This window comes from Shewanella dokdonensis (assembly GCF_018394335.1).
In the GTDB taxonomy this organism is placed as follows: Bacteria; Pseudomonadota; Gammaproteobacteria; order Enterobacterales; family Shewanellaceae; genus Shewanella; species Shewanella dokdonensis.
Genome location: NZ_CP074572.1, coordinates 1,919,017 through 1,944,805 on the forward strand (window position 1 = coordinate 1,919,017; position 25,789 = coordinate 1,944,805).

At 50.2% G+C, this 25,789-nt stretch carries 18 protein-coding genes and 4 pseudogenes; 17 read left to right on the forward strand and 5 right to left on the reverse strand.

Going from position 1 to position 25,789, the window contains the following annotated elements:
- Window positions 1-12 precede the first annotated feature (12 nt).
- The 3 genes and pseudogenes from KHX94_RS09250 to KHX94_RS09260 all read left to right on the forward strand — a co-directional run bounded on the left by KHX94_RS09250 (window position 13) and on the right by KHX94_RS09260 (window position 3,245).
- Window positions 13-1,122: a glycosyltransferase gene (locus tag KHX94_RS09250; RefSeq protein ID WP_213683172.1), complete on the forward strand. Its 1,110-nt coding sequence runs from the start codon at window positions 13-15 to the stop codon at window positions 1,120-1,122.
- Between the two features lie 134 nt (window positions 1,123-1,256).
- Window positions 1,257-1,750, forward strand: a pseudogene (gene coaD, locus KHX94_RS09255) (pantetheine-phosphate adenylyltransferase).
- Window positions 1,750-3,245 (forward strand): annotated as a pseudogene (locus tag KHX94_RS09260) (capsule assembly Wzi family protein). Before coaD ends, KHX94_RS09260 begins: the two co-directional pseudogenes overlap by 1 nt.
- A gap of 49 nt (window positions 3,246-3,294) precedes the next feature.
- Here KHX94_RS09260 and KHX94_RS09265 read toward each other — a convergent pair.
- The 4 genes from KHX94_RS09265 to KHX94_RS09280 form a co-directional block, all read right to left on the reverse strand.
- A complete protein-coding gene (locus tag KHX94_RS09265) occupies window positions 3,295-3,456 on the reverse strand; it encodes a hypothetical protein (RefSeq protein ID WP_213683173.1) in 162 nt (53 codons plus the stop codon).
- Between the two features lie 70 nt (window positions 3,457-3,526).
- Window positions 3,527-4,660 carry an ABC transporter permease gene (locus KHX94_RS09270; protein ID WP_213683388.1) on the reverse strand — a complete coding sequence of 378 codons (1,134 nt, stop codon included), beginning with the start codon at window positions 4,658-4,660 and terminating at the stop codon, window positions 3,527-3,529.
- The gene (locus tag KHX94_RS09275; RefSeq protein WP_213683174.1) at window positions 4,660-5,394 is read right to left on the reverse strand and encodes an ABC transporter ATP-binding protein; all 735 of its coding nucleotides are present in this window, start codon (window positions 5,392-5,394) and stop codon (window positions 4,660-4,662) included. The genes KHX94_RS09270 and KHX94_RS09275 overlap by 1 nt, the downstream gene beginning before the upstream one ends.
- The gene (locus KHX94_RS09280) at window positions 5,391-6,869 is read right to left on the reverse strand and encodes an alpha/beta hydrolase (RefSeq protein ID WP_213683175.1); all 1,479 of its coding nucleotides are present in this window, start codon (window positions 6,867-6,869) and stop codon (window positions 5,391-5,393) included. The genes KHX94_RS09275 and KHX94_RS09280 overlap by 4 nt, the downstream gene beginning before the upstream one ends.
- An 84-nt stretch (window positions 6,870-6,953) precedes the next feature.
- Between KHX94_RS09280 and KHX94_RS09285 the strand changes: the two genes are divergently transcribed.
- From KHX94_RS09285 to KHX94_RS09335, 12 genes and pseudogenes are all read left to right on the forward strand, one after another.
- Window positions 6,954-7,343, forward strand: a complete 390-nt coding sequence (locus KHX94_RS09285) for a GntR family transcriptional regulator (protein WP_213683176.1) — start codon at window positions 6,954-6,956, stop codon at window positions 7,341-7,343.
- A gap of 20 nt (window positions 7,344-7,363) precedes the next feature.
- Window positions 7,364-8,203, forward strand: coding sequence for an ABC transporter ATP-binding protein (locus KHX94_RS09290; protein WP_213683177.1), 840 nt, complete (start codon window positions 7,364-7,366; stop codon window positions 8,201-8,203).
- Window positions 8,200-9,339, forward strand: coding sequence for a hypothetical protein (locus KHX94_RS09295; RefSeq protein ID WP_213683178.1), 1,140 nt, complete (start codon window positions 8,200-8,202; stop codon window positions 9,337-9,339). Before KHX94_RS09290 ends, KHX94_RS09295 begins: the two co-directional genes overlap by 4 nt.
- A 492-nt stretch (window positions 9,340-9,831) precedes the next feature.
- Window positions 9,832-11,285: pseudogene (locus tag KHX94_RS09300) on the forward strand (circularly permuted type 2 ATP-grasp protein).
- Window positions 11,286-11,287: 2 nt separating this feature from the next.
- The gene (locus KHX94_RS09305; RefSeq protein WP_133038280.1) at window positions 11,288-12,232 is read left to right on the forward strand and encodes an alpha-E domain-containing protein; all 945 of its coding nucleotides are present in this window, start codon (window positions 11,288-11,290) and stop codon (window positions 12,230-12,232) included.
- Window positions 12,229-12,852, forward strand: coding sequence for a transglutaminase N-terminal domain-containing protein (locus KHX94_RS20385; protein WP_244859389.1), 624 nt, complete (start codon window positions 12,229-12,231; stop codon window positions 12,850-12,852). The genes KHX94_RS09305 and KHX94_RS20385 overlap by 4 nt, the downstream gene beginning before the upstream one ends.
- Window positions 12,789-15,563 carry a transglutaminase family protein gene (locus KHX94_RS09310; protein ID WP_244859437.1) on the forward strand — a complete coding sequence of 925 codons (2,775 nt, stop codon included), beginning with the start codon at window positions 12,789-12,791 and terminating at the stop codon, window positions 15,561-15,563. The genes KHX94_RS20385 and KHX94_RS09310 overlap by 64 nt, the downstream gene beginning before the upstream one ends.
- Before the next feature lie 32 nt (window positions 15,564-15,595).
- Window positions 15,596-15,982: a hypothetical protein gene (locus tag KHX94_RS09315; RefSeq protein ID WP_213683179.1), complete on the forward strand. Its 387-nt coding sequence runs from the start codon at window positions 15,596-15,598 to the stop codon at window positions 15,980-15,982.
- A complete protein-coding gene (locus KHX94_RS09320; RefSeq protein ID WP_213683180.1) occupies window positions 15,934-18,159 on the forward strand; it encodes a circularly permuted type 2 ATP-grasp protein in 2,226 nt (741 codons plus the stop codon). Before KHX94_RS09315 ends, KHX94_RS09320 begins: the two co-directional genes overlap by 49 nt.
- A complete protein-coding gene (locus KHX94_RS09325; protein ID WP_213683181.1) occupies window positions 18,156-19,037 on the forward strand; it encodes a transglutaminase family protein in 882 nt (293 codons plus the stop codon). The genes KHX94_RS09320 and KHX94_RS09325 overlap by 4 nt, the downstream gene beginning before the upstream one ends.
- A 142-nt stretch (window positions 19,038-19,179) precedes the next feature.
- A pseudogene (locus KHX94_RS09330) lies at window positions 19,180-20,968 on the forward strand (AMP-dependent synthetase/ligase).
- A gap of 393 nt (window positions 20,969-21,361) precedes the next feature.
- Window positions 21,362-23,410, forward strand: a complete 2,049-nt coding sequence (locus tag KHX94_RS09335) for a TonB-dependent receptor (RefSeq protein WP_283105097.1) — start codon at window positions 21,362-21,364, stop codon at window positions 23,408-23,410.
- 229 nt (window positions 23,411-23,639) lie between these two features.
- Here the strand turns inward: KHX94_RS09335 and KHX94_RS09340 are convergent, their stop codons facing one another.
- Window positions 23,640-24,566, reverse strand: a complete 927-nt coding sequence (locus tag KHX94_RS09340; protein WP_213683182.1) for a DMT family transporter — start codon at window positions 24,564-24,566, stop codon at window positions 23,640-23,642.
- A 94-nt stretch (window positions 24,567-24,660) separates the two neighbouring features.
- On the opposite strand from KHX94_RS09340, the gene KHX94_RS09345 reads away from it, so the two are divergent.
- Window positions 24,661-25,407, forward strand: a complete 747-nt coding sequence (locus KHX94_RS09345; protein WP_244859390.1) for a LysR family transcriptional regulator — start codon at window positions 24,661-24,663, stop codon at window positions 25,405-25,407.
- Complete coding sequence (locus KHX94_RS20390; RefSeq protein WP_244859391.1) at window positions 25,404-25,559, forward strand: type 2 periplasmic-binding domain-containing protein; 156 nt, start codon at window positions 25,404-25,406, stop codon at window positions 25,557-25,559. The genes KHX94_RS09345 and KHX94_RS20390 overlap by 4 nt, the downstream gene beginning before the upstream one ends.
- Window positions 25,560-25,789: the final 230 nt, after the last annotated feature.

The following is a 25,789-nucleotide window of genomic DNA, read 5'->3' on the forward strand; positions in this document are numbered from 1 at the left end:
AGGGATTCAAATATGCAGCAGAACTCGAACAAACGCATCGCCATCGTCATAGATTCACTTGCGGGTGGCGGTGCAGAAAAGGTGATGTTAACGCTGGCGAAGGGGTTGCTGGCACAGGGACATCAGCCGCATATCATAGTGCTGCAGCCTGCGGTGGAACATGAAGTGCCAGTTGAGATTCCGCTACATTTTTGCTTTGACGCGCATGAGCGCAACTTGGACAGCTTCTGGCGTTTGGGAACGTCTGTCGCCAGACTCAGGCAATATCTTGAAACCTTGCAGCAGCATGTGGGCCGTTTTGATCTGTTTCTGTCCAATTTGCATCAGACCAATCTGCTGATGACGCGCACCGGCGTTGCTCCGCTGTATTGTGTGGTGCACAATTCGCTGGATGAGGAGTTGAAACGCCAACGCAAATTGGGGCCGCTGGCTTGGCTGGATATGAGGCGGGCGCAACAGGCGCTTAATGGCCAGCATTTGGTTGCCGTATCTGAAGGTGTGGCTGATGAGCTACGGCATTCAAGGCGAATTAAGCCCGCATCGGTTACCACCATTTATAACCCGTTTTCATTAGCAGAGATTCGTCAGCAGGCCGATGTGTCTGTAGCAGATTTACCTGCTGGTGATTATATTATTCACGTTGGTCGCTTTGCCCGGCAGAAGCGCCACGATGTGTTATTTGCCGCCTTAAAAAAGATGCGGCATGACATCCCGCTGGTACTGTTGTGTAGTAATCGCAGAAAAGCGCTCAAGGCTATTCGTAAGATGGGGCTAGAGCAGCGGGTGATTGTGCCCGGTTTTCAGCAAAATCCTTTTCCTTGGATCAAACACGCTCGGTTGTTGGTGCTTAGCTCAGATTATGAAGGGTTTGGCAATGTGCTGTTGGAAGCGATCGCGTTAGGAACACCGGCGGTGAGTACTTGTTGTCCTCATGGCCCCAGTGAAATCCTTAGCGGCCCTTTATCTAAGTGGTTAGTGCCGCGTCGAGATCCTGCGGCATTGGCGGCTGTGATTGATCAGGCCTTGGATGAATCTCCTGATGTCTTGTCGGCTGCAATCCTCAACCAAGTTGCCTTAGACACTATTGTTGAGCGTTATCTGTCACTGCTCGCCAAGGACTGATATTCACCGGGATGGCGCAATGTGGGTTGTGCATGCCCGGGGCAGTTGTGGCAGAATACGGCTCCAATATAGGAAAATCCGCTAGCGGTGCTGTCACTGCGCCGTTGTGTCATCTCCAGGGTTATGGAGGAATAATGCATACCAGAGCCATCTATCCAGGCACCTTTGATCCGGTTACCAATGGTCATGCCGATCTGATTGACCGTGCGGCATCATTGTTTCCGTCGCTGGTGATTGCCGTGGCGGCAAATCCGTCCAAGCAACCACGTTTTTCGCTACAGCAGCGAGTGGCTATGTTACAGACAGTTACTGCTCATCTGGCAAATGTCGAAGTGATGGGCTTCAGCGGTTTGTTGGTGGATTTTGCTAAACAGCAACAGGCAACTGTTTTGGTCCGTGGTTTACGGGCCGTGTCAGATTTTGAGTATGAATTTCAGCTTGCCAGCATGAATCGCCGGTTGTACCCGGGGTTGGAGAGTGTGTTTTTAACCCCGCAGAAGAAAATTCTTTTATTTCATCCACGCTGGTAAAAGAGGTGGCAATACATGGCGGTGATGTTAGCCAGTTCGTGCATCCTGAGGTCGCCACCGCATTGCAACAGCTATTCCATAAACAAGGAAGTCTTTGATGTTAAGTAAAGCGTTAAAATTATCTTGGTGTGCCTGTGCGGTGTTTTTCAGTGCCTTGGTCAGTGCGGCTCCTTGGGTGGATACCAGCGATGTATATTTGCGGGCAGATATTCAGGCCTTGGCCGATGCTGGGGTAATCACAGTGCCCATTAACACCTATCCCTTAATGTGGGCCGGTATTGGTGCCGATCTGGCCACAGTGGAGCCGGAAACACTCAGTGCGGCACAGCGGCAGGCATTTGCCAGAGTGAATTATTACTACCAGCAGGCCACCTCTAACGAAGGTAACAGCAGCATTAAAGCGTCATTCGCTTCAGATGCTGCCCGGTTCCAACATTTTGGTTCAGACTATCGTGAAAAAGGGAACTGACCGCATCCCATGATTATGTAGGCAAACGCTTTGCCTACAAGTTGTCGGTCACAGGTGCGTTAGATCCGCAGGACGATAAGTCGCTACGTTTGGATGACTCCTATATTGCCGCCATTCTGGGAAACTGGGTGGTGACCGCCGGAACCGTGCCACAGTGGTGGGGGCCGGGATTTGATACTGGCCTGATTAAAACCAATAATGCCCGGCCCATGCCATCAATCATGTTAAGCCGTAATGATGCTCATGGTTTTGAAACCCCTTGGTTGTCCTGGATCGGCCCTTGGACCTTAACTACCGGTTTCAGTTGGGAAAATGATGACCGTGCTATTGATGATACTGTGCTATGGAATTTCCGCGGCACGCTGAAACCATTGCGGCAATTGGAAATTGGATTTTCCTGGACGACACAGATTTGTGGTCAGGGGCAAGAATGTAGCTTGAGTTCTTTCTGGGATACCATCTCAGGCAACACTGAATGTTCAGACGGCTCAGCAACTTGTGATTCGTCTTTGGACAGTAAAATCGGTAATCAGATGGCGGGTTTTGATATGCGCTATGCCGATAACTGGTTTGGGGTACCTGTGGGGCTTTATTTTGAACGTACCTGCGAAGACTCCAGTGGCCCGTCACCATGGCAGTTAACCGATTGCGCCATGCTCTATGGTGCTGATACCCGTTTTAGTTTTAGCCAGCAGCAGTACAAGCTGTTTTTGGAATACTCAGATACCATGGTGGCCTGTGGCACAGATCCTCACGTGTTTAACTGCTTCTACGAACATGGCACTTATCTGAGCGGTTCCCGTTACTATCGCCGTAGTTTAGGCTCTACTTACGATAGCGATGCCAAGGTCTATGTTCTGGGGTTGATTGGCCAGTATAGTAATAGCCGCGGATTGCAGGCTTATCTGCGTTACGCCCGGCTGAATGATGATGGCCGTAGTCCGAATAATCCCTGGACGCCTAATTTCCCGCAGGAAAAATTGTTGATGCTAGAACTCAGTTACCGCTGGCCGATGTTTGATGGCATGGTGACATTAGGTGGCACAGCATCACGTTCAGAATATGAGCTGAAAAATAACGACTCAGATAGCAGCATTTTTGGTAGCTACGAATACCGTTTTTAGTTGTTACTATCGGGAATGAAAAACGCCGACGAATGTCGGCGTTTTGCTACTATGGACGACCCAATAACCGCCACCAAAAACACATTTCCAGTGAGGTTCCGGCTAGCACTAATACAAAACTGCTATAGTGAGCGCCTGATGTATATGCCAGTAAGGCCGCTGGCAACAGTAATAGTGTGAGCCATCGTCGCTGTTTCCATAATCGAGACATTACTTTTCCTTTCCTGAATATAGGGCTAGGCCAAGCGTTAACTTGGGTCTAACGGCTGAACCTCTAGGCATCATAAACCAAACACGACTTTTTCGCTGCGTAACATCCGCGCCAACGCGGTTGCTAGCACTGCCGCAATCAATAATGTCAGTCCCGAGGCTATTGCCAGTTCCATCCACGGCAAGGTTTTACCCTTGATCACTTCCATCAGCGCCTGTTGCTGGCCGGAAACTGGCAGCCATTTCAGCACTTCAGGGGCGATGTTGTAGCTGGCACTCATGGCTAATGCCAATGGAATAAACATCACCATAGTCAGATAGGACTGCGCTTCCTTGAAGGTTTTCGCCATAAAAGAGACAAACAGTTGCAGGCTAGCAGCCAACATGGCAACAGGCAAACCCACTACCAGCATCAACAGCATAAACTGTGGGCTGATGCTGATACTGAAGCCTAATTCTGCCCATGGCACCAGCGGGTAGGCAAAGTGGGAAATCAGCAGGATCAATATCAATCCCAACATTGCAAAAGCGGTGACCGCTAGCAATTTGGAGATGACCAACTGGCCGGTGGTGACTGGGTGGCTCAGCAATAAGCCGAGTGAGTTGCGTTCCCGTTCGCCAGCACTGGTGTCAATTGCCAGATTCATGCCGGAGATAAACACCGAATACAGCATGGTAAACAGGGCAATGCCGAGGATCATGCCGCCTTTGGAGTCTGGCGTGGCCTGATCATGCAGTTCCACTTTCAGCGGTTGCAACACGCGAGGGTCAATGCCTCGGGCTATCAGCCGCAAACTGCCCATCTCGGCAGAGTAGGCTTGCAGTGCTTTTTGTAGGCGGCGGATAGAATCCTGCATTTTTTCATCGGAGTTATCGGCAATGACGGTCACCTCGGCACTTTCGCCCCGCGCCATTTTTTGCGGATAGTCGGAGCTGATCTGTAACACCAGTTTGTCGGCCTTTTCTCCGCTGCCGCTGTTGATGCCTTGTTGCCCCAAGTAACGCACGAGATCCGGTGCCTTGTCGGCGTTCACCATCTTCACTGGCAAGTCTTCCGGGCTGGATAACTGATTGATCAACACAATAAACAGCCCACACATCAGCAGCGGTGTGCCGATGGCATAATACAATCCCGCCAGCACCGAACGCTTATCACGACTGGCATCCACCAGCTCCTTACGCAGCAGCGTAAATACTTTTGCCATCATGCGGCGATCCCCTCGTCTGTCCCTATCAACTGAATAAATGCTTCTTCCAGTGACGTTTGTCCGGTCTGTTCACATAACTGTTGCGGGCTGCCGATGGCTGCCACCTTACCGTTGGCCATCACTATTACTCGGTCACAGAGTGCCGCCACTTCTTGCATCACATGGCTGGAAAACAGTACACAATGGCCTTGCTGTTTTAACTGCAACAGTAAATCCCGTAGCACCCGGGTACTCATTACATCTAACCCGCGGGTGGGTTCATCCAGAATGATATTGGTGGGCTGGTGCACAATTGCCTGTGCTAGCGCCGTTTTCATCCGTTGTCCTTGGGAAAACCCTTTGCAGCGGCGATCGGCAATATCTTCCATGCGCAATTTACTCAGTACCTCGGCCGTGGCTTGGCTGGCGGCCGGTTTGCTCATGCCGTTAAGCGCGGCAAAGTAGCGGATGTACTCGCGCGGTGTCAGTCGCTCATAAAGGCCAAAGGGATCGGGAAATAGCCCTAATTGTTGTTTGGCGGCAACCGGGTGTTTGGCCACGTCAATACCATCGATTTCAGCATAGCCTTCATCCGGTTTAAGCAGTCCAAAGATGGTTCGTAGACAGGTGGTTTTACCGGCACCATTCGGCCCCAAAAGGCCTGTGATCATGCCGTCATCGGCGCTGAAGCTCAGTTGGTTCAATGCTTGAACCTTACCAATACGTTTGCTGATATTGCTGACCTTAATCATTGCTTATCCTCTCCAATCGCTTCAACGGTACTGGCATTTAGGTAGAAACTGCGGCGCACATCCTTGTTCAAGCATTTGCCATCAATCTGCTTGACTGATGCTTTCTCCACCAATTCCGCAATAAGGTCGCCAGCACAGGATTGGGCAGCCACGTTGTGGGTGGCGTAAGGGGAGATCAGATGTTTGGCATTGGTGAGCTTGACTGCTGCCATCTCGGCCCATGCGGGCGGTGTGGCCGGGTCTTTTTCACCCGATAGCAGTAATGTGGGAATACTGCTTGCTATCGGCGCGCTAAAATCTTTTGCGGCTGGTGGGATCTGCCAGATGGGGCAGCTCTCATCAATACTCTGGAGCATGACTTTGCCAATCACACTTTTTTCCGCATCTTGCCGCTGTGCCGCGGTCAATCGTGGCCAGTCTTCGCCGCAAACTACCGCAGCATGCATTCCCATCGCCAGATCCAATGAACCGCTCTGCAGCGACAGCAGCCCCAATATCGGCTGGTAGTTTTTGCGATAAGCCTGATGGATAGCAAAAGGGATCAAGGCGCGAATTGACGGTGAATACATCGCTAGTCGCAATGCCCCTTGGAGTTTGTCACGGGTGAGCGTGAGCAGTGCTGTTTCCCCGGTCACTGGATGATGAATTTTTTCCATTACCGGGTACTGCTGCAAGGTATCACTTAGGGTATCCAGTTCCTCGCGCAATTTGGGAAAGGCCTTGCCGCATAGTGAGTCTTTTTCACAATCACTGATAACCAGTGTTTGTGCCCGCGCAATGGCACTGCCGATTGCCAAGACACTTTGCTGCATTGGCACGACCCCATCCAAGGTCACAGTGGCAATAGCTTGCGGATAATGACGCATATACAGCTGTGCCATGCGCGTGCCATAGGAAACGCCATAAATATGCAGTTTTTGATAGCCTAAATGGCGTCGCACCGCTTCAAAGTCTGTTAGCGCCTGTTCGCTGCCGTATTGGCTAACATCGGCATGTTGCTGCAGTTGTGTTTTACATTTGCGGGTTTCGGCAGCAATATCCATGACATCATCATTGTGTGCTAGCAGCGCAGTCAGATCTTCGCTGTCACAGTTCAGCGCATTTGACTGACCCGTACCACGCTGATCTATCAGCAGAATATCGCGGTGCTGCCGAACTTTATGCAGCATCCGCTCAAAGCCCGCCGCGTTTTCAATCGCCGATTGCCCCGGCCCTCCGGCAATCCCCAGTACCGCTTCCTGTGGTGCCAGATTCTTGATGGCGGGGATTACCACATAATGGATCGCAATCTTGCGCCCATCCGGTTTTGCTGGGTTTTCGGCAACTTCAACGCTGCCACATTGGAGTCTGTCGGATAGCCCGGTGGCGTAGCAGCTGTTGCTGTGCCCTATTGCTATCGCTTGCATAGGTAAAGCACAGAACAGCCCTAATCCCATTAGCAGGCTGCTAATCCAGCAAGAGTAACGCCTTGTCATGCGAATTTCCTTTTGCAATTAAAAAAGGGTGTAGTAATTTTGCGCAACCAAGTGTATCAATGTATTAATACAGTGAGCAATAGTATGCTGGAACTTTTGCAGGTTAATCCCAGTAGTGGCGACCCTATTTATCGCCAACTTAGCGAACAAATCATCCACTTGATTGTTGGTGGACAGTTGCCCGCGCATACGGTGTTGCCTTCTGTACGCCAGATAGCCAGCTATCTTGCGGTTAATCCTATGACAGTTTCGCGGGCAATTCAGCAATTGGTTGAGCAGGGCTGGTTAGAACGGCGTCGTGGTCAGCCAACTCAAGTGGCTGAAAGCGTTAATAATCATGCGTCGGCCGAGGCCCTGTTACGGCCACAACTGGCAGTATTGCTGGCAAGTGCTCAACAACTTGGTTTATCAAAACAACAGATTATAGATTTAATTGAAAAACAATGGGATAGCTTAAAAAGTGCCGGAGCTTAGAGGAAGAGAGGAACATCACAATGGATGCATTGTTGCAGTTAAATAAGGTGGTAAAGCGCTTTGAGGCTAACACGGTACTGGACGAAGTATCATTCACCCTCGAACCAGGGATGGTGGTGGGGTTGCTAGGTGCCAATGGTGCCGGTAAATCTACCTTAATGCGCATCGCTTTGGGCATTATTGATGCGGATGCTGGCGATATTGCGACTTTGGGGGAAGCCCCAGAGCAATTAAGTGTGGCTGCTAAAGAAGCCATAGGTTACGTACCGCAACAGCCTTTCGGCTATGAGAATGCTACAGTGGCGATGGCATTGGCGCTGCACCGTAGTTTTTATGCAAGTTGGGATATGCAATTAGAACAGCAGTGGTTGCAGCGTTTTGCTCTGGATGGCAAAACCAAGGTGAATAAATTGTCGGTAGGGCAGCGACAAGCGTTAGCCATTATCATGGCAATGGCCTATCGCCCCAAATTGCTATTGCTGGATGAACCTGTCGCAAGTTTAGATCCGTTAGCGAGACGGCAGTTTATGGCAGATCTGTTTGAACTGGCGTTGGAGTCTGGTTCTGCAGTGTTGTTTTCATCACATATTACGTCTGATTTGGAGCGGGTCGCGAGCCATGTCGCACTGCTCAAAAATGGCAAATTGCTGCTGATACGCGAGCTGGATGAAATTAAGGAGCACATCCGCCTAGTGACTTTCCCTGAAGGCGTGATGCCAACATTTGGTGAGCATATTCGGGTATTACATCGGCGTGAGTATTCGTGGTTGATTGATGGTTATCGAGGCGAAACATGGGCCGGAGCGCTGCAGTGTCAGGCGCTGAATCTTGAGCAACTCTATCTGGAGTTGCATATATGAGTCCTTGGTTTCGTTATTACTGGCTCAATACCAGCACTTTGATGTCTCTCATTGCAGCTGTCATTCTGCCGATATTGGCAGCGTATGAAAGCTATCTGCACGATACAGCATATTTGCAGTTAGCCTATGGTGGAATAGGTGTTTTCGCCTTCGTAGGAACCATACTGCAAAAGCTATTACAGTATATCAGCTTGGAATGGGCCCAAATTGTTCCTCGTTATAAGCCGCGATTATTGCGCCAATTGGGCGGTGCAACTGGCATTTATGGCATTTTTATCATCGTGTTACAGTGCCTCTACGGCAATGAACAGCTACTGAAATATTTTTGTGCCGGGGCTTATAGCGGTCTGCTGTTGGGCTATTTGTCATTTAAATCCCTAGGAAAGCTGCAAAACATCATTGTTATTGCACTGATTTTTTGCGCTGAGTATGTGCCCTTGTCCGTGAGTCTTGGGTTACTGGTGGGGGCCGCTATGCTTGTATGCTGGCAAATAAAATATCGGTTGCAGTGGCACCCCCAAGCTACTTCAGTGTTGTACCTTACGCGCGGTGATGCAGAGCGAACCTTAGGCGAATTTTTAGGGCGTGGACTATCACAGCGAGGTTTCAATGCACTTACTCGCTGGCTACATCCGCTCAGTTTTGTTTCTGGCGCTTATCTTATTGGTATTACCTTTTGGATATGGGGGCTGCCGATTTTTCTGTGGGTGGTTGCGGGGTTAGACGGTAAATCCTCGGCAGGAGAAATGGCAACCTACCTCGCTGCCATGATGGCGGTGATTATCTTGTTGCTGGAACCTATGTATCGTTTAAACCAAAGCAAACAATTACAACTACTCTGGTTATTACCTTGCTATCAGGGAAAACTGGCATTGCGACAAGCTTATGTTAAGGCGCAGTGGCGTTTTATTGCGCTGTTGCTAGGTAGTGTATCGCTGTTTGGTATAGTGCAGAGCTTGATAACACCCCAGCTCACGTGGTTGTTACAGTTTCTGCACCTCATGTTGTTGCTCTTTAATTGCTGTGTGGTTATTCAAACCCTAGGACTGTTCTGCCGTAATGATTGGCAACTAGGGTGTATGAGCGTATTGGTGTTGACTTATTGGACTGGTGCTTTTTGGGCTCGTTGGGGGTGACTTGGTCTACGATTGCCTTGATTGACGGTTTGCCATTATTGCTAATTCAAGTATTCAGATACAAAGCCATGACATACTTCTGGCAGCATGGTTTGCAGCTTGCCTAAGGCTAGTGCAATACGGCGTCTGGCGTCACCATAGTGTGTGGCGTTCAGACCAACCGCAGCAAAAGAGTTTATCTTCTAACTACTTCTTTGAAATCCCCTCTGTGAAGGAAGTGCAACTGCGCTTCCTATCCCTTAAGACTCAAACCTCTTTTGTTACCAATCTACTCATTGGTCGTAGTACATGGCAGTGGTACGAAAATTGCTGATTTGGCTTATCAGTAGAGTTGTTGGTGATTTTGTGAAGAAATCTTGGATTTTTATTATAAAAGTAGCGGATTTGTGAACTGTAAGCACCAATTTGAAGCATTGATAAATCGGCACTGCTATTCTTTTGCACCATAATGAAGCGGTGTCCGGTGATAATTATGAGGGGGCGTTACTTGTTATGGATCGACTTATAAAAAATTATGATTCCGGCGATTTTTTTGATGAGCTGATCGACCACACCGGAAACCCCCGTCCGCCCGCCAAACAATTGCTCAAATATCTGGATTCCCTCTCTGCCGATGAACTGGAGAAACGTCGGTTGACGGCGGAAGCGACCATTCAGGAGATGGGCATCAGTTTTACCGTCTATACCGAAGAAGGCAATATTGACCGTGCCTGGCCGTTCGACATTATCCCGCGCACCATTGAGGCTAAAGATTGGGCGGTGACCGAAGCGGGCCTGAAACAACGCCTGACCGCACTCAACCGTTTTATCGATGATCTGTACCACGAACAACACTGTATCAAAGACGGCATTATCCCCGAGCATATTATCAAGGAGTCAAAAAACTTCCGGCCAGAATGCGTTGGGGTTTCGCCCGCTTATGGGGTGTGGGCACATATTTGTGGCACCGATTTGGTGCGTGATGCCGATGGCAAATTTTACGTTCTGGAAGACAATTTGCGGGTGCCTTCTGGAGTGTCTTATATGTTGGAAAACCGGGCAATTACCAAGCGGGTGTTACCGGAACTCTTTGAAAATGATGATATTCAACCCATAGGCTCATATCCATCACAGCTGTTCGATACCTTGGCGGCGCTGTCTCCGCGCAAGGTCGCTCGTCCAGAAATTGTAGTGTTAACGCCAGGCATTTATAACTCCGCCTATTTTGAACATGCGTTTTTAGCGCAGCAGATGGGGGTAGAGCTGGTAGAAGGCTCGGATCTGTTTGTGGGCAGTGATGATTGTGTCTACATGAAAACCATCTATGGCCCAGAACGGGTGGATGTGATTTATCGGCGTATTGATGACTTGTTCATTGATCCAGAAGCCTTTAATCCAGAGTCTGTTTTGGGGGTGCCGGGATTGATGCGGGCCTGGAAAGCGGGCAATGTGGCCTTGGCTAATGCGCCGGGGGCCGGGGTAGCAGACGATAAAGTGGTCTATGCTTACGTGCCTGCGCTGATCCGTTATTACCTCAATGAAGAACCCATTCTGCCCAATGTGAAAACCTTCCTGTGTGAACGACAAGATGAGCGTGAATATGTACTGGCAAACCTCGACAAGCTGGTAGTGAAACCGGCTAATGAGTCCGGTGGCTATGGCATGTTGGTGGGGCCGCATTCCACTAAAAAAGAGCAACAAACCTTTGCGGAACTGATCAAGGCCAACCCGCGTAACTATATCGCCCAGCCGACACTCAAACTGTCAACTGCACCAACGTTAATAGGTAAAGATGTGCTGGAACCGCGCCATCTGGATCTGCGGCCATTCATTTTGCAAAGCAAGGACACTTACGTCACCACTGGTGGTTTGACCCGGGTAGCGATGAAAAAGGCTCGCTGGTGGTCAACTCTTCCCAAGGCGGTGGCAGTAAAGACACCTGGATTGTTGGGACAAAAGGAGACTGAACATGTTGTCACGGGTTGCCGAGCGCCTTTACTGGAGTGCGCGTTATCTGGAGCGAGTGGAAAATATTGCCCGTCTGGTCAGTGTCTATGATGACCTCATGTATGACTTGCCGCGTGATATTGCGGTGTCTTGGTACAATCTGGTGGAGATCAACAGTGGCGTGGAACAGTTTGATCAGCGCTACAAGGTCAAGGATGAACACAATGTGCTGAAGTTCCTGCTGGCCGATGACACTAACCCTGGTTCGTTGTTGTCATCGCTGAAAATGGTGCGGGAGAATATCCGTACCACCCGCGATGTGGTGCCGGGCGAAATGTGGGAACTGATCAACGAGTTAGATCTCTATGCGCAGCACAATATCAAGCAAGGGATCAACCGTTCGGTGCGCCATGCTTATCTCAACACCATTATCGAAGGTTGCCAGAAGATCATTGGCCTGCTGACCGGCACCATGGACCGTCACGCGGGCTGGCACTTCATCATGATGGGGCGTTTTCTGGAACGGGCCGATATGAACACCCGTATTCTGGATGCCGCCAATTTTCAAATGCTGCATTCGCAGGAAGAGGAAGATGTGCGGCTGGGGCAGGTCGTCTGGTCCAAAGTGCTAAAATCCCAGAGCGCTTATTTGAGTTTTCGTCGCACCATGCGCTGCTCTATTACTGGCGCCGCGGTGGTGACATTCATGCTGACCGATCCCTGTTTTCCACGTTCGCAGCGCTATTGCCTAGAGCAGATAAAAATCGCTGCTGCCACCTTGCCCCGCTTTGGCATTATCGCGGCTAACGTAGACAAGTTGCTGCAACTCACGCAGGGAGTGGAAAAGTCGGAAGATCTCAATCAGCAGTTCAGTGACTATCTCAATGAGGTGCAACTAGGGATGATTGCGTTGCATCATCAGATCACTGAAAACTGGTTTCACTTTCGTCAAGAGGATGCCGCATGACCATTCGCATCGCCATCCAGCACACCACCACTTACGAGTTTGACCGGGATGTTAAGGTCTCGCCGCATATACTGCGGTTGCGGCCCGCGCCGCACTCACGCACTCATATTCATGGCTATTCGCTGAAAGTCACCCCTGAGCAGCACTTCATCAACTGGCAACAGGATCCGTTTGGTAACTGGCAGGCACGCTTGGTGTTCCCAGAACAAACGCGCAAGTTGCAGTTTGCGGTGGAAGTGATTGCCGATATGACGGTGATCAACCCTTTTGATTTCTTCATCGAAGAGTACGCCGAAACTTACCCCTTCAACTATGAGCCGGTACTGCAAGAGGAGCTGGCGCCTTATCTGAAAACCGTTGAAGATTGCCCGGAACTGGATGCCTGGATGGCAAGCATTGATGGTAAAGATCAGGCGATTGTGGGTTTTTTGGTGGAACTTAACAGCCGTTTGGCACAGGACATTGGCTATGGCATTCGGCTCGAACCCGGGATTCAAACGTGCCAAGAAACGCTGACGCTGAAAAAGGTTCCTGTCGTGACACCGCTTGGCTGTTGGTGCAGATCCTGCGCCGGCTTGGGTTGGCGGCTCGTTTTGCTTCTGGTTATCTGGTGCAGCTAGTGGCCGATGTGAAGGCATTGGATGGCCCGTCGGGTACCGATCACGACTTTACCGACTTGCATGCCTGGTGTGAGGTCTATCTGCCTGGCGCTGGCTGGGTTGGTCTTGATCCCACCAGTGGCCTGTTAGCCGGTGAAGGCCATATTCCGCTGGCGTGTACCGCGGAGCCCATCTCGGCGGCACCGATTACCGGTTATACCGACAAGTGTGAAGTCAACTTCAGCTATACCAACGTGGTGACCCGTATCCATGAAGATCCGCGAGTCACCAAGCCTTATAGCGATGATGTTTGGGAAAACATCAAGGTGCTAGGCCGCGCAGTGGATGAGGAGCTGCAACAGGGCGATGTGCGGCTGACGATGGGCGGCGAACCCACCTTTGTCTCCATTGATGATATGGATTCCGCGCAATGGAATACCGAAGCTCTCGGTGCCGACAAGTTGCGGCTGGCGAAAGATCTGCTGCTACGCATGAAAGCCAAATTTGGTGGCAACGGCTTGCTGCATTATGGGCAGGGCAAGTGGTATCCCGACGAAGAGTTACCACGCTGGGCGCTGGGGTGTTTCTGGCGTACTGACGGCGAAGCGCTGTGGCATGATCCACAATGGTTGGCGCGGGTCGACAAAAATTATGGTTTTACTGAGACCGAAGTGCGACGTTTTGGTAACGCCTTATGCGGTGAGTTAGGGCTCTCAGCCAAGTATTTGCAGCCAGCGTTTGAAGATACCTTGTACTACCTGTGGTTGGAGCGCAATCTGCCGGATGCCGTTAACCCGCGTAAGGCCAATCTGCAAGATGATCTGGAACGGCGCCGTCTGGCAAAGCTGCTGACTCACGGGTTGGAAAATCCCACCGGTTTTGTGCTGCCGGTGATGTTTGATGGCTATTTGTGGCAGAGCAGTTTGTGGCCACTACGGGCGGAGGTGATTACCTTGATCCCCGGCGATAGCCCAATGGGATTTCGTTTGCCACTGGGTTCCTTACCGCCAATGAGCGAAGAGGAACTGGACGCTGAACGCGACCCGTTTGAACCACGGGAACCACTGGCAACATTTGATGTAAGCGGTGACAGTCCGAGTATTGCCGCGCAGCAGACCGGGCAACCGCCACAACCGCCGCTAAGAATTGTTAAACCTGTGGTGCGCACCGCTATTTGTCTGGAAGTACGTGATGGGCGCTTGCATCTATTTTTACCACCACTGAGCCATTTAGAGCACTACGTAGCTCTGATAAGCGCTATTGAAGCGGTCGCCAGCCAGCAACAACTGCCAGTGGTGATTGAAGGATATGAGCCTCCGAAAGACTATCGGATACAGAAATTCCTGATCACCCCAGACCCAGGTGTAATCGAGGTCAATATTCACCCCGCCAGCAGTTGGGATGAGTTGGTACACAATACCGAAACCTTGTACGAGCAGGCTTATCTGTCCCGTCTTGGCACCGAGAAATTCATGCTGGATGGTCGTCATACCGGCACGGGTGGCGGCAATCACGTCACCTTAGGCGGTTTGACGCCAGCGGATAGCCCAATGTTACGGCGCCCCGATCTGCTGCGCAGTTTAGTGACTTACTGGCAGCATCATCCCGGCTTGTCCTACCTGTTTTCTGGCATGTTCATCGGCCCCACCAGTCAGGCACCCCGAGTGGATGAAGGCCGTGAAGAGTCGTTGTATGAACTGGAAATCGCCTTTGCCAACATGCCGGATGGCTTGGTGGCGCAGCCGTGGCTGATTGATCGTCTGATGCGCAACCTGCTGGTGGATATTACCGGTAACACCCATCGTTCTGAGTTCTGCATCGACAAACTTTACGCCGCTGGCACTGCCAGTGGTCGTCAGGGCTTACTGGAATTTCGTGGCTTTGAAATGCCACCGCATGCCCGTATGTCGCTGGTACAGATGCTGTTACTGCGTTGCTTAGTGGCGCGTTTTTGGAAGAAGCCCTACAAGAAGCCGTTGATCCGTTGGGGCACTGAACTACATGACCGTTTTATGATGCCTTACTATGTCTGGCAGGACATCAAGTCAGTGGTGGACGACCTGCAACGGCACGGTTATCCGTTCAAGCTGGAATGGCTGGCACCGTTTGAAGAGTTTCGTTTTCCACATTATGGCCGTCAGCAGCTGGATGATATTCAGTTGGAGCTGCGCTGGGCCATCGAGCCTTGGCACGTACTGGGGGAAGAAGTGACACACGCAGGAACCGCCCGTTATGTGGACTCCTCAGTGGAGCGGTTGCAGGTGCGACTCAGCGGTATGACCGACGGTCGGCATGTTCTCACCTGTAATGGCCGCCGGGTGCCATTAAGTGCGACTGGCACCAAAGGCGAAATGATCGGTGCGGTGCGGTATCGCGCTTGGTCGCCACCCTCAGCGCTGCATCCAACATTGGGGGTTGATGCGCCGTTGGTGTTCGACTTGATTGATAGCTGGAATGGCATGTCGATAGGCGGTTGTACCTATTACGTCAGTCATCCAGGCGGCCGCAACTTTGCTAGCGTGCCAGTCAACAGCAACGAAGCGGAAGCACGGCGCGTTAACCGGTTTCAGGAGCAAGGCTTTACCCAGGGGCCATTGATACCGCCGCCGGAATTTAACGCTATGCGGCATTTTTATGTGAATGAACAAGTACCACGGCCGATGGCGCCACCCATGGAGGAAATCAGTCATGAATACCCCCATACATTAGATCTCAGAAAGCAAGTATACTGAGCGCCAATTTTGCTGGAGTAAGCTGTTAACTGATGCGTTCGCCTTTAGCCAAGAACTCGGCGCCGGAAACTCAACCGGTGCCGAATGCGCCTTACGTCAAGCCTGAAGCGGCCTTTGACGAAGCCTTTGATGAAGGGCGGCAGCCCCGTGCTCATTGGCAACAGTTGCTGGAGCACATAGGTCGGTTAGGCGCTGATGGCATGGATGACCGTTATCGCCGCGCGCAACGCATTCTGCGAGATGACGGTGCGACCTATGACCTGAATAATGACCCCTTGTCACCCAGTGTCTGGTCACTGGATATCATCCCTAATGTGATTACCAGTGCTGAATGGGCGTTCATTGAACGGGGCTGGCGCAGCGTTCGACATTGTTCGAACTTATCTACCGCGACTTATACGGTGAACAACAGTTGCTGAAGCAAGGGATTGTGCCGTCAGAAATAGTCTTTGCCGATCCCGGTTTTCTACGACAATGTCATGGTATGCACCTGCCGGGTGCTAAGGCTTTGATATTGCATGCAGTAGACTTAGTTCGCGGTGAAAATGGTCAGTTTGTGGCGATAGGCGATCGCACCCAATCCCCCAGTGGTAGCGGCTATGCGCTGGAAAACCGCACGGTAGTGTCACGGGTGATGCCGGGGCTATTTCGCGACAGCAATGTGTTACGGCTCTCTGCTTTTTTCCAGACACTAAGGCAAACCCTTGCGGGATTAGTGAGCCATAAAACCGATACCCCGCGGGTGGTGGTGCTCACGCCAGGTGCCTACAGCAGCACTTATTTTGAACATGCCTATCTTGCTAACTATTTGGGATATCCGCTGGTGCAGGGCGGCGATCTGACCGTGCGTAACGGCAAGGTGTGGATGAAATCCCTTAACGGCTTGTCGCCAGTGGATGTGATTTTGCGGCGGCTGGACGACTCTTTTTGCGATCAGGCGGAGTTACGCGCTGACTCCATGCTCGGGGTTCCCGGGTTGTTGGAAGTGGCGCGTAACGGCAATGTGGTGCTAGCCAATCCATTGGGTAGTGGGGTGCTGGAAGCGCCTGGGTTGTTGGCATTTTTGCCGGATATCTGCCAGTTCCTCTTGGGGCAACCGTTACAACTGCCCTCGGTACGCACTTGGTGGGGTGGCAATCCACAGGATTACGACTATGTCATCAATCATCTGGATCAACTGATCATCAAACCTACTTATCGCAGTTTTGCCAGCAAAAGTATTTATGGCCACAGTCTCGATGCTAAAGCACGGGCGGAAACCTTGGCAATGCTGGCAAAAAATCCAGCAGGTTATGTGGCGCAGTGTTATATCCCAGGTTCACAAGCGCCTATTTGGCAGGGGCAACGGCTGGATGGCCGCCCGGGAATTTTGCGCACCTTTACCGTGGCGACCAATAACGGTTATAGCGTGATGCCTGGTGGCCTTAGCCGGGTGGCAGAATCTACCGCCGAAGTGATTGTCACTAAGTTATCGGGTTCGCGCAGTAAAGACACCTGGATCTTGAGTGACAAGCCGGAGGTGGAACAATCTGCGGTAACAGAATTCCCGCGTGATGAAGCGCAGGTCACCAATTTGCCTAGTCGGGTAATTGAAAACCTATTCTGGTTTGGCCGGTACGCCGAGCGGGCAGAGGTGAGCCTGCGTTTGATGCGCACCATTTTTAAGCAGCTCAACGGCGTGGAACCATTACCGCCAGAAAGTCGTAATATCCTGTTGCAAGCGCTGTCGCAAGTCAGTGGCTGTTTACCGGGATTTACTGAAAACGAAGAATTGCTGGAAAACCCCAATGATGAACTGGCCGCATTGGTGACAGATCATGAGCGAGCCGGGTCGATTAAGGCTAACTTGCAAGCGATGTTGGCCTGTGGTGAGCAGGTCAAAGAGATGCTGTCGGCCGATACCCGCATTATTCTCAACGAATTGCGTGACCATATTCATGAGGTTGACCGCGCTTACACTCATGGCTTGCCGTCGGTGCCAGAGGAATCGCTGGACAGTCTGGTCACGACTTTGCTGGCGCTATCCGGCCTGAATAATGAAAGCATGTTGCGTGGCATGGACTGGATGTTCCAGGAAATCGGCCGCCGTACCGAGCGGGCGTTACTGACGGCAACATTACTCAAAGCTACGCTGGGTAGCCCTTTGCCGGGGATGCAGCAGCAGTTGATCCTGGAATCGCTGCTGTTGAGTGTGGAAGCGTTGATCTCCTTCCGCCGCCGTTATCGTACCGGCACCCGCATCGAGTTTGGGCTGGATCTGTTGATGATAGATCTGTCCAATCCCAGGTCGCTGATTTATCAAATCAATCAATTGCGCAAATACCTCAATGAGCTACCACGCACCGAAAGTTTGACCTCGGGGTTGTCACCAGAAAACCGCCTGATCATCAAATCGTTGAACGATATCCAACTGGCAGATCTGGCGCAGTTAGCCCATGTTGATCACCGTCAGCACAGCCGTGCTAGCCTGCAACAGCTGATGAGCCAGATTATTGAGCAACTTGAGCAGTTTACCTCGTTACTCAGTGATAAATACTTTGATCACACTGCTGGGCCACAGCAACTGATCAAAGCCAAATGGAAGGCCGAGCTATGAGATACCGGGTACGACATCTGACCGAATATCGGTACGCAGCACCAGTAACGCTGTGCTACAACATGACCCATCTGTTGCCCAGAGATACGCAGAAACAGCACTGTCTCAGCCGGAATATCAAGGTTACGCCAACCCCTATCTATCAGAGCGCCGGAGAAGATTATTTCGGTAACGAAACCTTTTATTTTTCCATTCAGGAAGCCCATAAAAAGCTCGTCATTGAAGTGGAAAGTATTTTTGATATCGATGAACAGGATTTGCCTAACCAACTGAGCTTACAGGTGCCCACTTGTGGCGAACTGCGGCAACAGTTGGCGCATGCGGATACGGCCGAATTGCGGATGGTGAAAGAATATCTGCTGGATTCCACCCATATCCACCGCTCTGCCAAGCTGGCGGCGTATGCCGCGGATACCTTTGCTGATAACGTCTCGGTATTGCAGGCGGCGCTGGACTTTACCCATAAAATCTTCCAAGAATTCACCTTTGATGCCACTGCGACCAGCATCAGCACCCCAGCGGAGCAGGTGTTAGAAGAACGGCGCGGTGTGTGTCAGGACTTTGCCCATTTTGCGATTTCCTGTATCCGTTCAGTAGGTTTACCCGCACGTTATATCAGTGGTTATCTGGAAACCTTACCGCCACCCGGACAGGAAAAATTGGTAGGCGCTGATGCTTCTCACGCCTGGTTTGCCATCTTTGTGCCTGAGTTAGGTTGGGTGGAGTTCGATCCCACGAACGACCTGATGCCGAATGGGCAGCATATCATCACCGCCTGGGGCCGTGATTATGCCGATGTGTCACCACTGCAAGGGGTTATTTTTGATGGTGGTGACAGCCAAAAACTCAATGTTTCAGTGGATGTGCAACGCCTCTGAAATTCACCGTCTGCACTACTGTAATCGTTTGCTGCCATAGGACGATAGTCTGATATTGCAGCAAAAGTATTTATGCTTGCCTTGCGCTTGGGTTAAAATGAGGAAAAGCGAAACAGCTGTAAGCTAAAAGGTAAGTTACACTATGTCCCTTGAGCAGTATCAGATTATCAGGTTGCTGGACCATCAGGTGCAGGTACAACAGGATAAAATTGCCCTGGAAGGCTTTGAAACAGCGGCACCTTGGAATAAGGTCAGCTGGAATCAATTCAAAAATATCACAGATCAACTGGCGGCAGCGCTGATTGATAGCGGTCTTGAGGTGCAAGATCGGGTTGCTATTTTGTCTAACAACTGTCCACAGTGGACATGTATTGACGTGGCGACTATCAAGGCGCGTGGCGTATTGGTGCCCATCTATCCTACCTCCACTTTGGAACAGGCCGCGTATATCATCCGTGACGCGGGCGCCAAAGTGCTGTGTGTCGCCAATAATGAACAGTATCATATGGCCTGCAAGCTACAGCAGTTGTGTCCAAGCTTGCAGCAGTTGATTGTGTTCGATAATAGCGTTGAACTGATATCTTTCAGCCATTTCTACCTGGATAAGATGATCAGCGAAGAGGCTGGACAACCACATCCTGAATTGCAACAACGGTTGGCTCAGAGCCAACTGGATGACCTGATGACGCTGATTTATACCTCAGGTACTACTGGCGACCCGAAAGGGGTGATGCTGGATCAGCGTAATATTGCTTCGGCGATGCGGCAGCACCATCAACGGGTGCCATTTAATCGTGATCAGGTATCTTTAGTCTTTCTGCCCCTGAGCCATGTTTACGAGCGTGGCTGGAGTTTCTATGTGCTGAGTCAGGGGGCCGTAATGTCTACCTGTCTGATACCCACAAAGTAAAAGAAGCCTTAGTGGCCGTAAAACCCGATGCGGTGTGCGTGGTGCCAAGATTTCTTGAAAAAGTCTACAGTGCGGTGCAGGACAAACTTTCCAAAGCGCCAGCCTTCAGTCGTAAATTATTTGCTTGGGCATTAGCTGTGGGTCAGCGGCAATTTGAAGCGTCCCAAGGCCGAGCCAAAGGCAGTTGGTGGCTGAAAGCGCAGTGGTTACTGGCAAACCGCTTGGTGTACAGCAAGTTACATCAGGCGCTGGGGGCAACATTAAGTACATGCCTTGTGGTGGCGCAGCGCTGGATCCGCATGTCAGTGCCTTCTTTGCCGCCATTAATGTGCCGTTGCTGGTGGGCTATGGCATGACCGAAACCACGGCGACAGTAGCTTGCTGTAGTCCAGATAACCGGGTGCCTGGCGCTAACGGTAAACCGCTGGATGAAGTAGAAGTACGCTTAGGCACCGACAATGAAATCCTAGTGCGTGGTGATACCGTGATGCGCGGTTACTTTAACCGGCCGCAGGATACCGCCGAAGTATTTGAAGATGGCTGGTTGAAAACCGGTGATGTCGGGCAGTTGGACGCCAATGGTAATCTGTTTATTACCGACCGTTTGAAAGAGCTGATGAAAACCTCTAACGGTAAGTACATTGCGCCACAACGGGTTGAAGGCAAAGTAGGTTGCTGCCCCTTCATTGAACAAGTGGCCATTATTGCTGATGCCAGAAACTACGTGACTGCGCTGATTGTGCCCGCCTTTGAAGCACTGGAAGCTTGGGCAAAGCAGAAAGGGCTGAGCTATGAATCACCGGTGGAACTGATCCGTCATTCCCAGGTGCTGGCGCATTTTGACGAGCGCCTGAAACAACTACAGCAAGGTTTGGCAGGTTTCGAGCAGATCAAGAAGTTTACCTTGCTACCAGAAGCTTTCTCCATGGAAGCTGGGTTGATTACTCCAACGCTGAAACTGCGGCGTAAGATGATCTACCATAAATACGCGAATGAAATTAATGCCATGTATGGGCATTAATCTCTAGGTAATTTGAAAAGGCTGCTTTTGCAGCCTTTTTTATGATTGAAGCGAGCCAGTCGCTTTCCTATCTCCCCGGTTCCGCCAGTTACTTGCTGGTTTAAGCCGGTGGATGCTGTGATTCAGGGAAATACTGAAGGGCAAATGTAAATGGCGACGTAATTTGCTGATTATCTGTGTATATGATCACAAATGAGAATTAAACTCATTTACACTTGTGTGCGTCAAAGCTAGAGTCACTTCCAACCTTAATTGGCTGTTTAATGATGAATGTCATTTAACAAATTGATTTAAATATAAATAAGTCTTTCCTTCATGGTGGTGTTCAGTAGTCCATTTCTGCTGTTTGGTTGGAACAGGCTTAAATAGATCAAAACAGATAGGTTGGAACTGATGATAAAACCCCAGCAATACCAAAAGCTGCCGCTTGCTATGGCGATATCTGCCGTCTTTATTAGCCAATGGGCTTTGGCCGATGATGCGGCGACTACCGATGTAAAATCGATTGAAAAAATCGTTGTGATTGGTGAGAAAGCGCCTAAATCACTCAAAGAAACCAGTTCATCTGTCGCGGTATTGTCAGAAGAGATTTTGAACAGTACCGAATACAAATCAGTGACAGAAGCGGTATCTGAAATTCCGAACGTGGTGGCAGTTGCTGGCTCATTGCCTGATATTCGTGGTGTCAGTGGTAACGGTTCAGCGGGCGGATTTAACTCCATTTCTGGTGGTGCCAAAGGGCGCGTATCGATCCTTGTCGATGGGGTGGCGCAACCTTTTGTCGCAGACAATAGTGGCGATATGGGCTTGTGGGATATGGAGCAGATGGAGATCTATCGTGGTCCGCAATCTACCAGCAACGGCCGTAACAGTATGGCGGGGGCGATCTACATCAAAACCAAAGACCCGACTGAAGACTGGCATGGTGCGGCACGCATAGGTTATCGCAATCAAGACAGCTACGTTGATACATCAGTGGCGCTGTCTGGGCCGTTGGTGACTGATACTTTGTCGTTCAGAGTGAGTGCGCAACAACTCAATGGCAATACCATTACCGACGATAGCGGTTATCAAGGTAATCCGCCGGATTATGACTTGGATAAAGTGAAAGCCACCCATGTGCGCACCAAACTAAAGTGGACACCAATCGATAAACTATCGATGTTGTTGAGCTATTCCGATAGCGATGAAAAGGGCGATGTGGGCCGTATCTTTTACAAGGCGGATGACCTGTCGCAGTTCAATCGTATCTACTTTCGCGACATTAAAACCCGCGTGAAAACCACTAGCCTAACAACTGATTACGAATTTAGCGACGATCTGCGCTTGGAAGTGTTAACTGCCTACATGGACTATCACTGGGGCTTTGATAGCTACGATGAAACTGAAGCGGAAAAGCAGATACTTAGCTTTGATGAAGACAACTACACCGTGGATGCCAAGTTGTCTTTCAACCGACGTGGTGATGCTGCTTTTGGTTTTGTCGGTTTAGATTATTTCAAACGTGAGCATGACATTCTCAGTATTGGCTCAACCGCCTACACTGGTGACGACTCAAGTGATTCTTTGGCAGCTTATGGTGAAGTGACCTTTACGCTCACCGATAAACTGAATCTGTTAACTGGTGCTCGCTTAGAGCGCGAGTCGCAAACGCGTCACTTTATCTATGGCGCTATCGACGCCAATCTTGATAAAGACACCAATATTTTCCTGCCAAAGTTGGAGCTGCAATATGCCATCACTGACGCGACGACGTTGGCGTTGAGCGCGCGCAAAGGCTACAACGCCGGCGGTGGTGCGCTGAACTTTACCGCACAAGATTACTATTACTACGACGAAGAGGAGGTGATGACCTATGAGCTCAGTAGCCGTAGTGCCTTGCTGGATGGTGATCTGTTTCTGACGGCGAACCTGTTCTACAACGATTACGATGGCTTTCAATCACTTAACTCAAGTCGCTACATCACCAATATGGATAATGTGGTGACCTATGGTGCTGAACTGGGCATCAATGCCGATCTAACCGATGCCTTGCAGATGAATGCAGGTGTTGGGGTATTGCATAGTGAGATTAAAGATGCGGGCGCCGAGTATCAAACGGCCAACGGCAATGAGTTAAATAATGCGCCTAAATTCACAGGCAATCTTGGCTTCACTTATTGGCTAACCAATGAGTTTAGCGCGGGTGTATCTGCTAACTATGTTGGCGAATACTATGGTGACTTTACTAATACTGAGGGTAACAAGGCCGGTGATTATACACTGGTACGTGTGCAAGCCAGCTATAAATCGGCGGATTGGCAAGTTACCGCATTTGTGAATAACGCCTTTGATGAATTGGCGGTGATGAGTCGCACCGCACCTGATGGCCGCTATCCTACCGGATATGCCTCTGTTGCCGATCCTCGTAATATGGGGATATCAGTGACTTATTCATTTTAGCTAATAGTCAGCCGTTTATATTTCATTGATAAGATGAATTTACTGCTAAATAATAACATCTAGCGACGATATCTATCGTTAATAACGATTAAGCAAGATATAAAAATAGGCATCTTTATGATGCCTATTTTTATGACACTATTTTCAAAGCACTCCCTGCTCTCCTCGGTGTAGTTCAAGTACAAAGTAGTCGCAGCGGCTAAAGCGTATTGCCGCAACTCCAGCGGTGCTATGAATTACAGGACTGCGCTGTCCGTTGTGGTAATTTCAGGCGTGGCAACAGCAAGCCAACAATCACCACGGCAATCCCCAACAGCTGCAACTGGGTTACCGGCTGCCCCATCAAAAAGGCGGTGAGCACGGCAAATATCGGTACAAAATTGAAAAATAGCGATGCCGTTGCTGAACCTAAACTACGTACCCCATTGATCCACAACAAGTAACCGGCCACCGTACCCAAAATCGCTACATAGAAAACCTCGCTGATCACCACTGTTGAGGCATGCGTAAGTTCGGTCAAGGGGTTAACCTCAGGGGTGAACATGATCATGGTGCCAATCGCCAGCGCGCCACAGATCATCCCAATGAGTGTATAAGGGATTACCGCCAGCCAACGGCTGATACCTTGGCTGAAATAGGTGTATAGACTCCAGGCTAACATGCCACAGAAAATCATTTGGTCACCGCGGTTCAGTTGCATGTGCGCAAGGCTGGCCAAGTTGCCGTTAGTGATCACTAGCAGCACGCCGGTGAGACTGACGAGCAGACTCACTATCTGAGCCAACGCTGGCAAACGCCGTAGCGCGATGCTGGTAATCAGCGAGGTGGTTAGCGGGCTTAATGCCATAATCAATGAACCATTAGTGGCGTTAGTAAGGGTCAATCCGGTAAATAAGCCGAGATTAAGTCCGCCTATACCGATAGCGCTGACAATAACCACCCAGCCCCATTGCATAACCGTCAAATGAGGTTTGCTGCTGCGGGTGAATTGCAGATAAATCGCCAAACAGAGTGTCGCTAATATAAAACGCCATAGTATCAGCGTCAGTGGATGCACTTCATTTAATGCATGCTTGCCGATGGGAAAACAGCTTCCCCAAAAGAACGCACATAAAATCAATAGCGCAACCGCCTTGAGCATAGAGTCTGACTTCATCGCCTACTCCAAAGAACTTGTGAAAACCGTCTGGCTAGTGTATTGATTCCATTAATTAGATAAACAGGCAAAAATAAGACTTTAAATTCCAAAAATGAAATCTAACTATTCACTGGATGATTTACGTTGCTTTTGCACTGTTGCGCGTCTGGGCAGTTTTACGGCGGCGGCCGAGCAACTCGGCATACCGTTATCCACCCTCAGTCGTCGTATTCGTCAGCTTGAAAGTGACCTGCAACTGCGGCTGCTCAACCGTGATGCGCATCGGGTAGTGTTGACCAGCACTGGCACACAGTATTACCAACGTTGTAGTGCCTTGTTCGAGGAACTGCTGGATATCGACGAAGATCTACATCGTGAAAAATATCGTCCCAGCGGCAAGATCCGGGTGTCGGCACCTATCAATTCCGGTTCTTATTTTCTGCGCGATATTTTCTATGAGTTTCTGCGGCGCTATCCAGAGATCCAACTGGACTTGTGTTTCTCCAACTCACTGATTGATATTGAAGGCGAAGGCATGGATGTGGTGTTTCGCGTTGGCAGTCCCATTGTCGAAAATTGGATTGCTAGGACGTTGAAACAGATGCGTTTTATCTTGTGTGCGCCGAAAGCATACGATATCAGCACTATTACCACACCGGAAAAACTCTGTGGTCATCCTATTATTTTGTGCCGGCCAATGATCCCGTGGCATCTGCAACATCAAACCACAGGGCAAGAGTTTGATTACCATCCGCAAAAGCTGGTGCGTTTAGAAGTTGACGAAGTCGGCTTGTTAGTTCACGCCGTCAAGAGTGGATTAGGCATAGGTTACCTCCTGATTACGCGGCCTTGCCAATGATTGCCGCCGGAGAGATACAGCATGTGTTGCCGGAGTGGCACGGTAAGGTACGCACAATGATGATGTTGTATCGTGAGCGCAATAATCTGCCGCTGCGGGTAAGGATATTCGTTGAATATGTATTGGCGTGTTTTGCCACCCTGAAAAATTGAGCCTGTGCTCAATATCTGTCTGCATTGTTGTAACGGTTATCACTGCGCCATCTGCGACCGTTAACGCAGCGCTTCACTCGGACAACAACAGCACAATCTGCCAGCTAAGAGCACTACGACCATAGTCCACTATGACTAGAAAACAGAAAAGCGTCAGTATATTAGCGAAATCATAGGTAACATATTCAGGGAATATGCAGTAGCTCCTTGAGTTTGTTGCGAAATCAAAA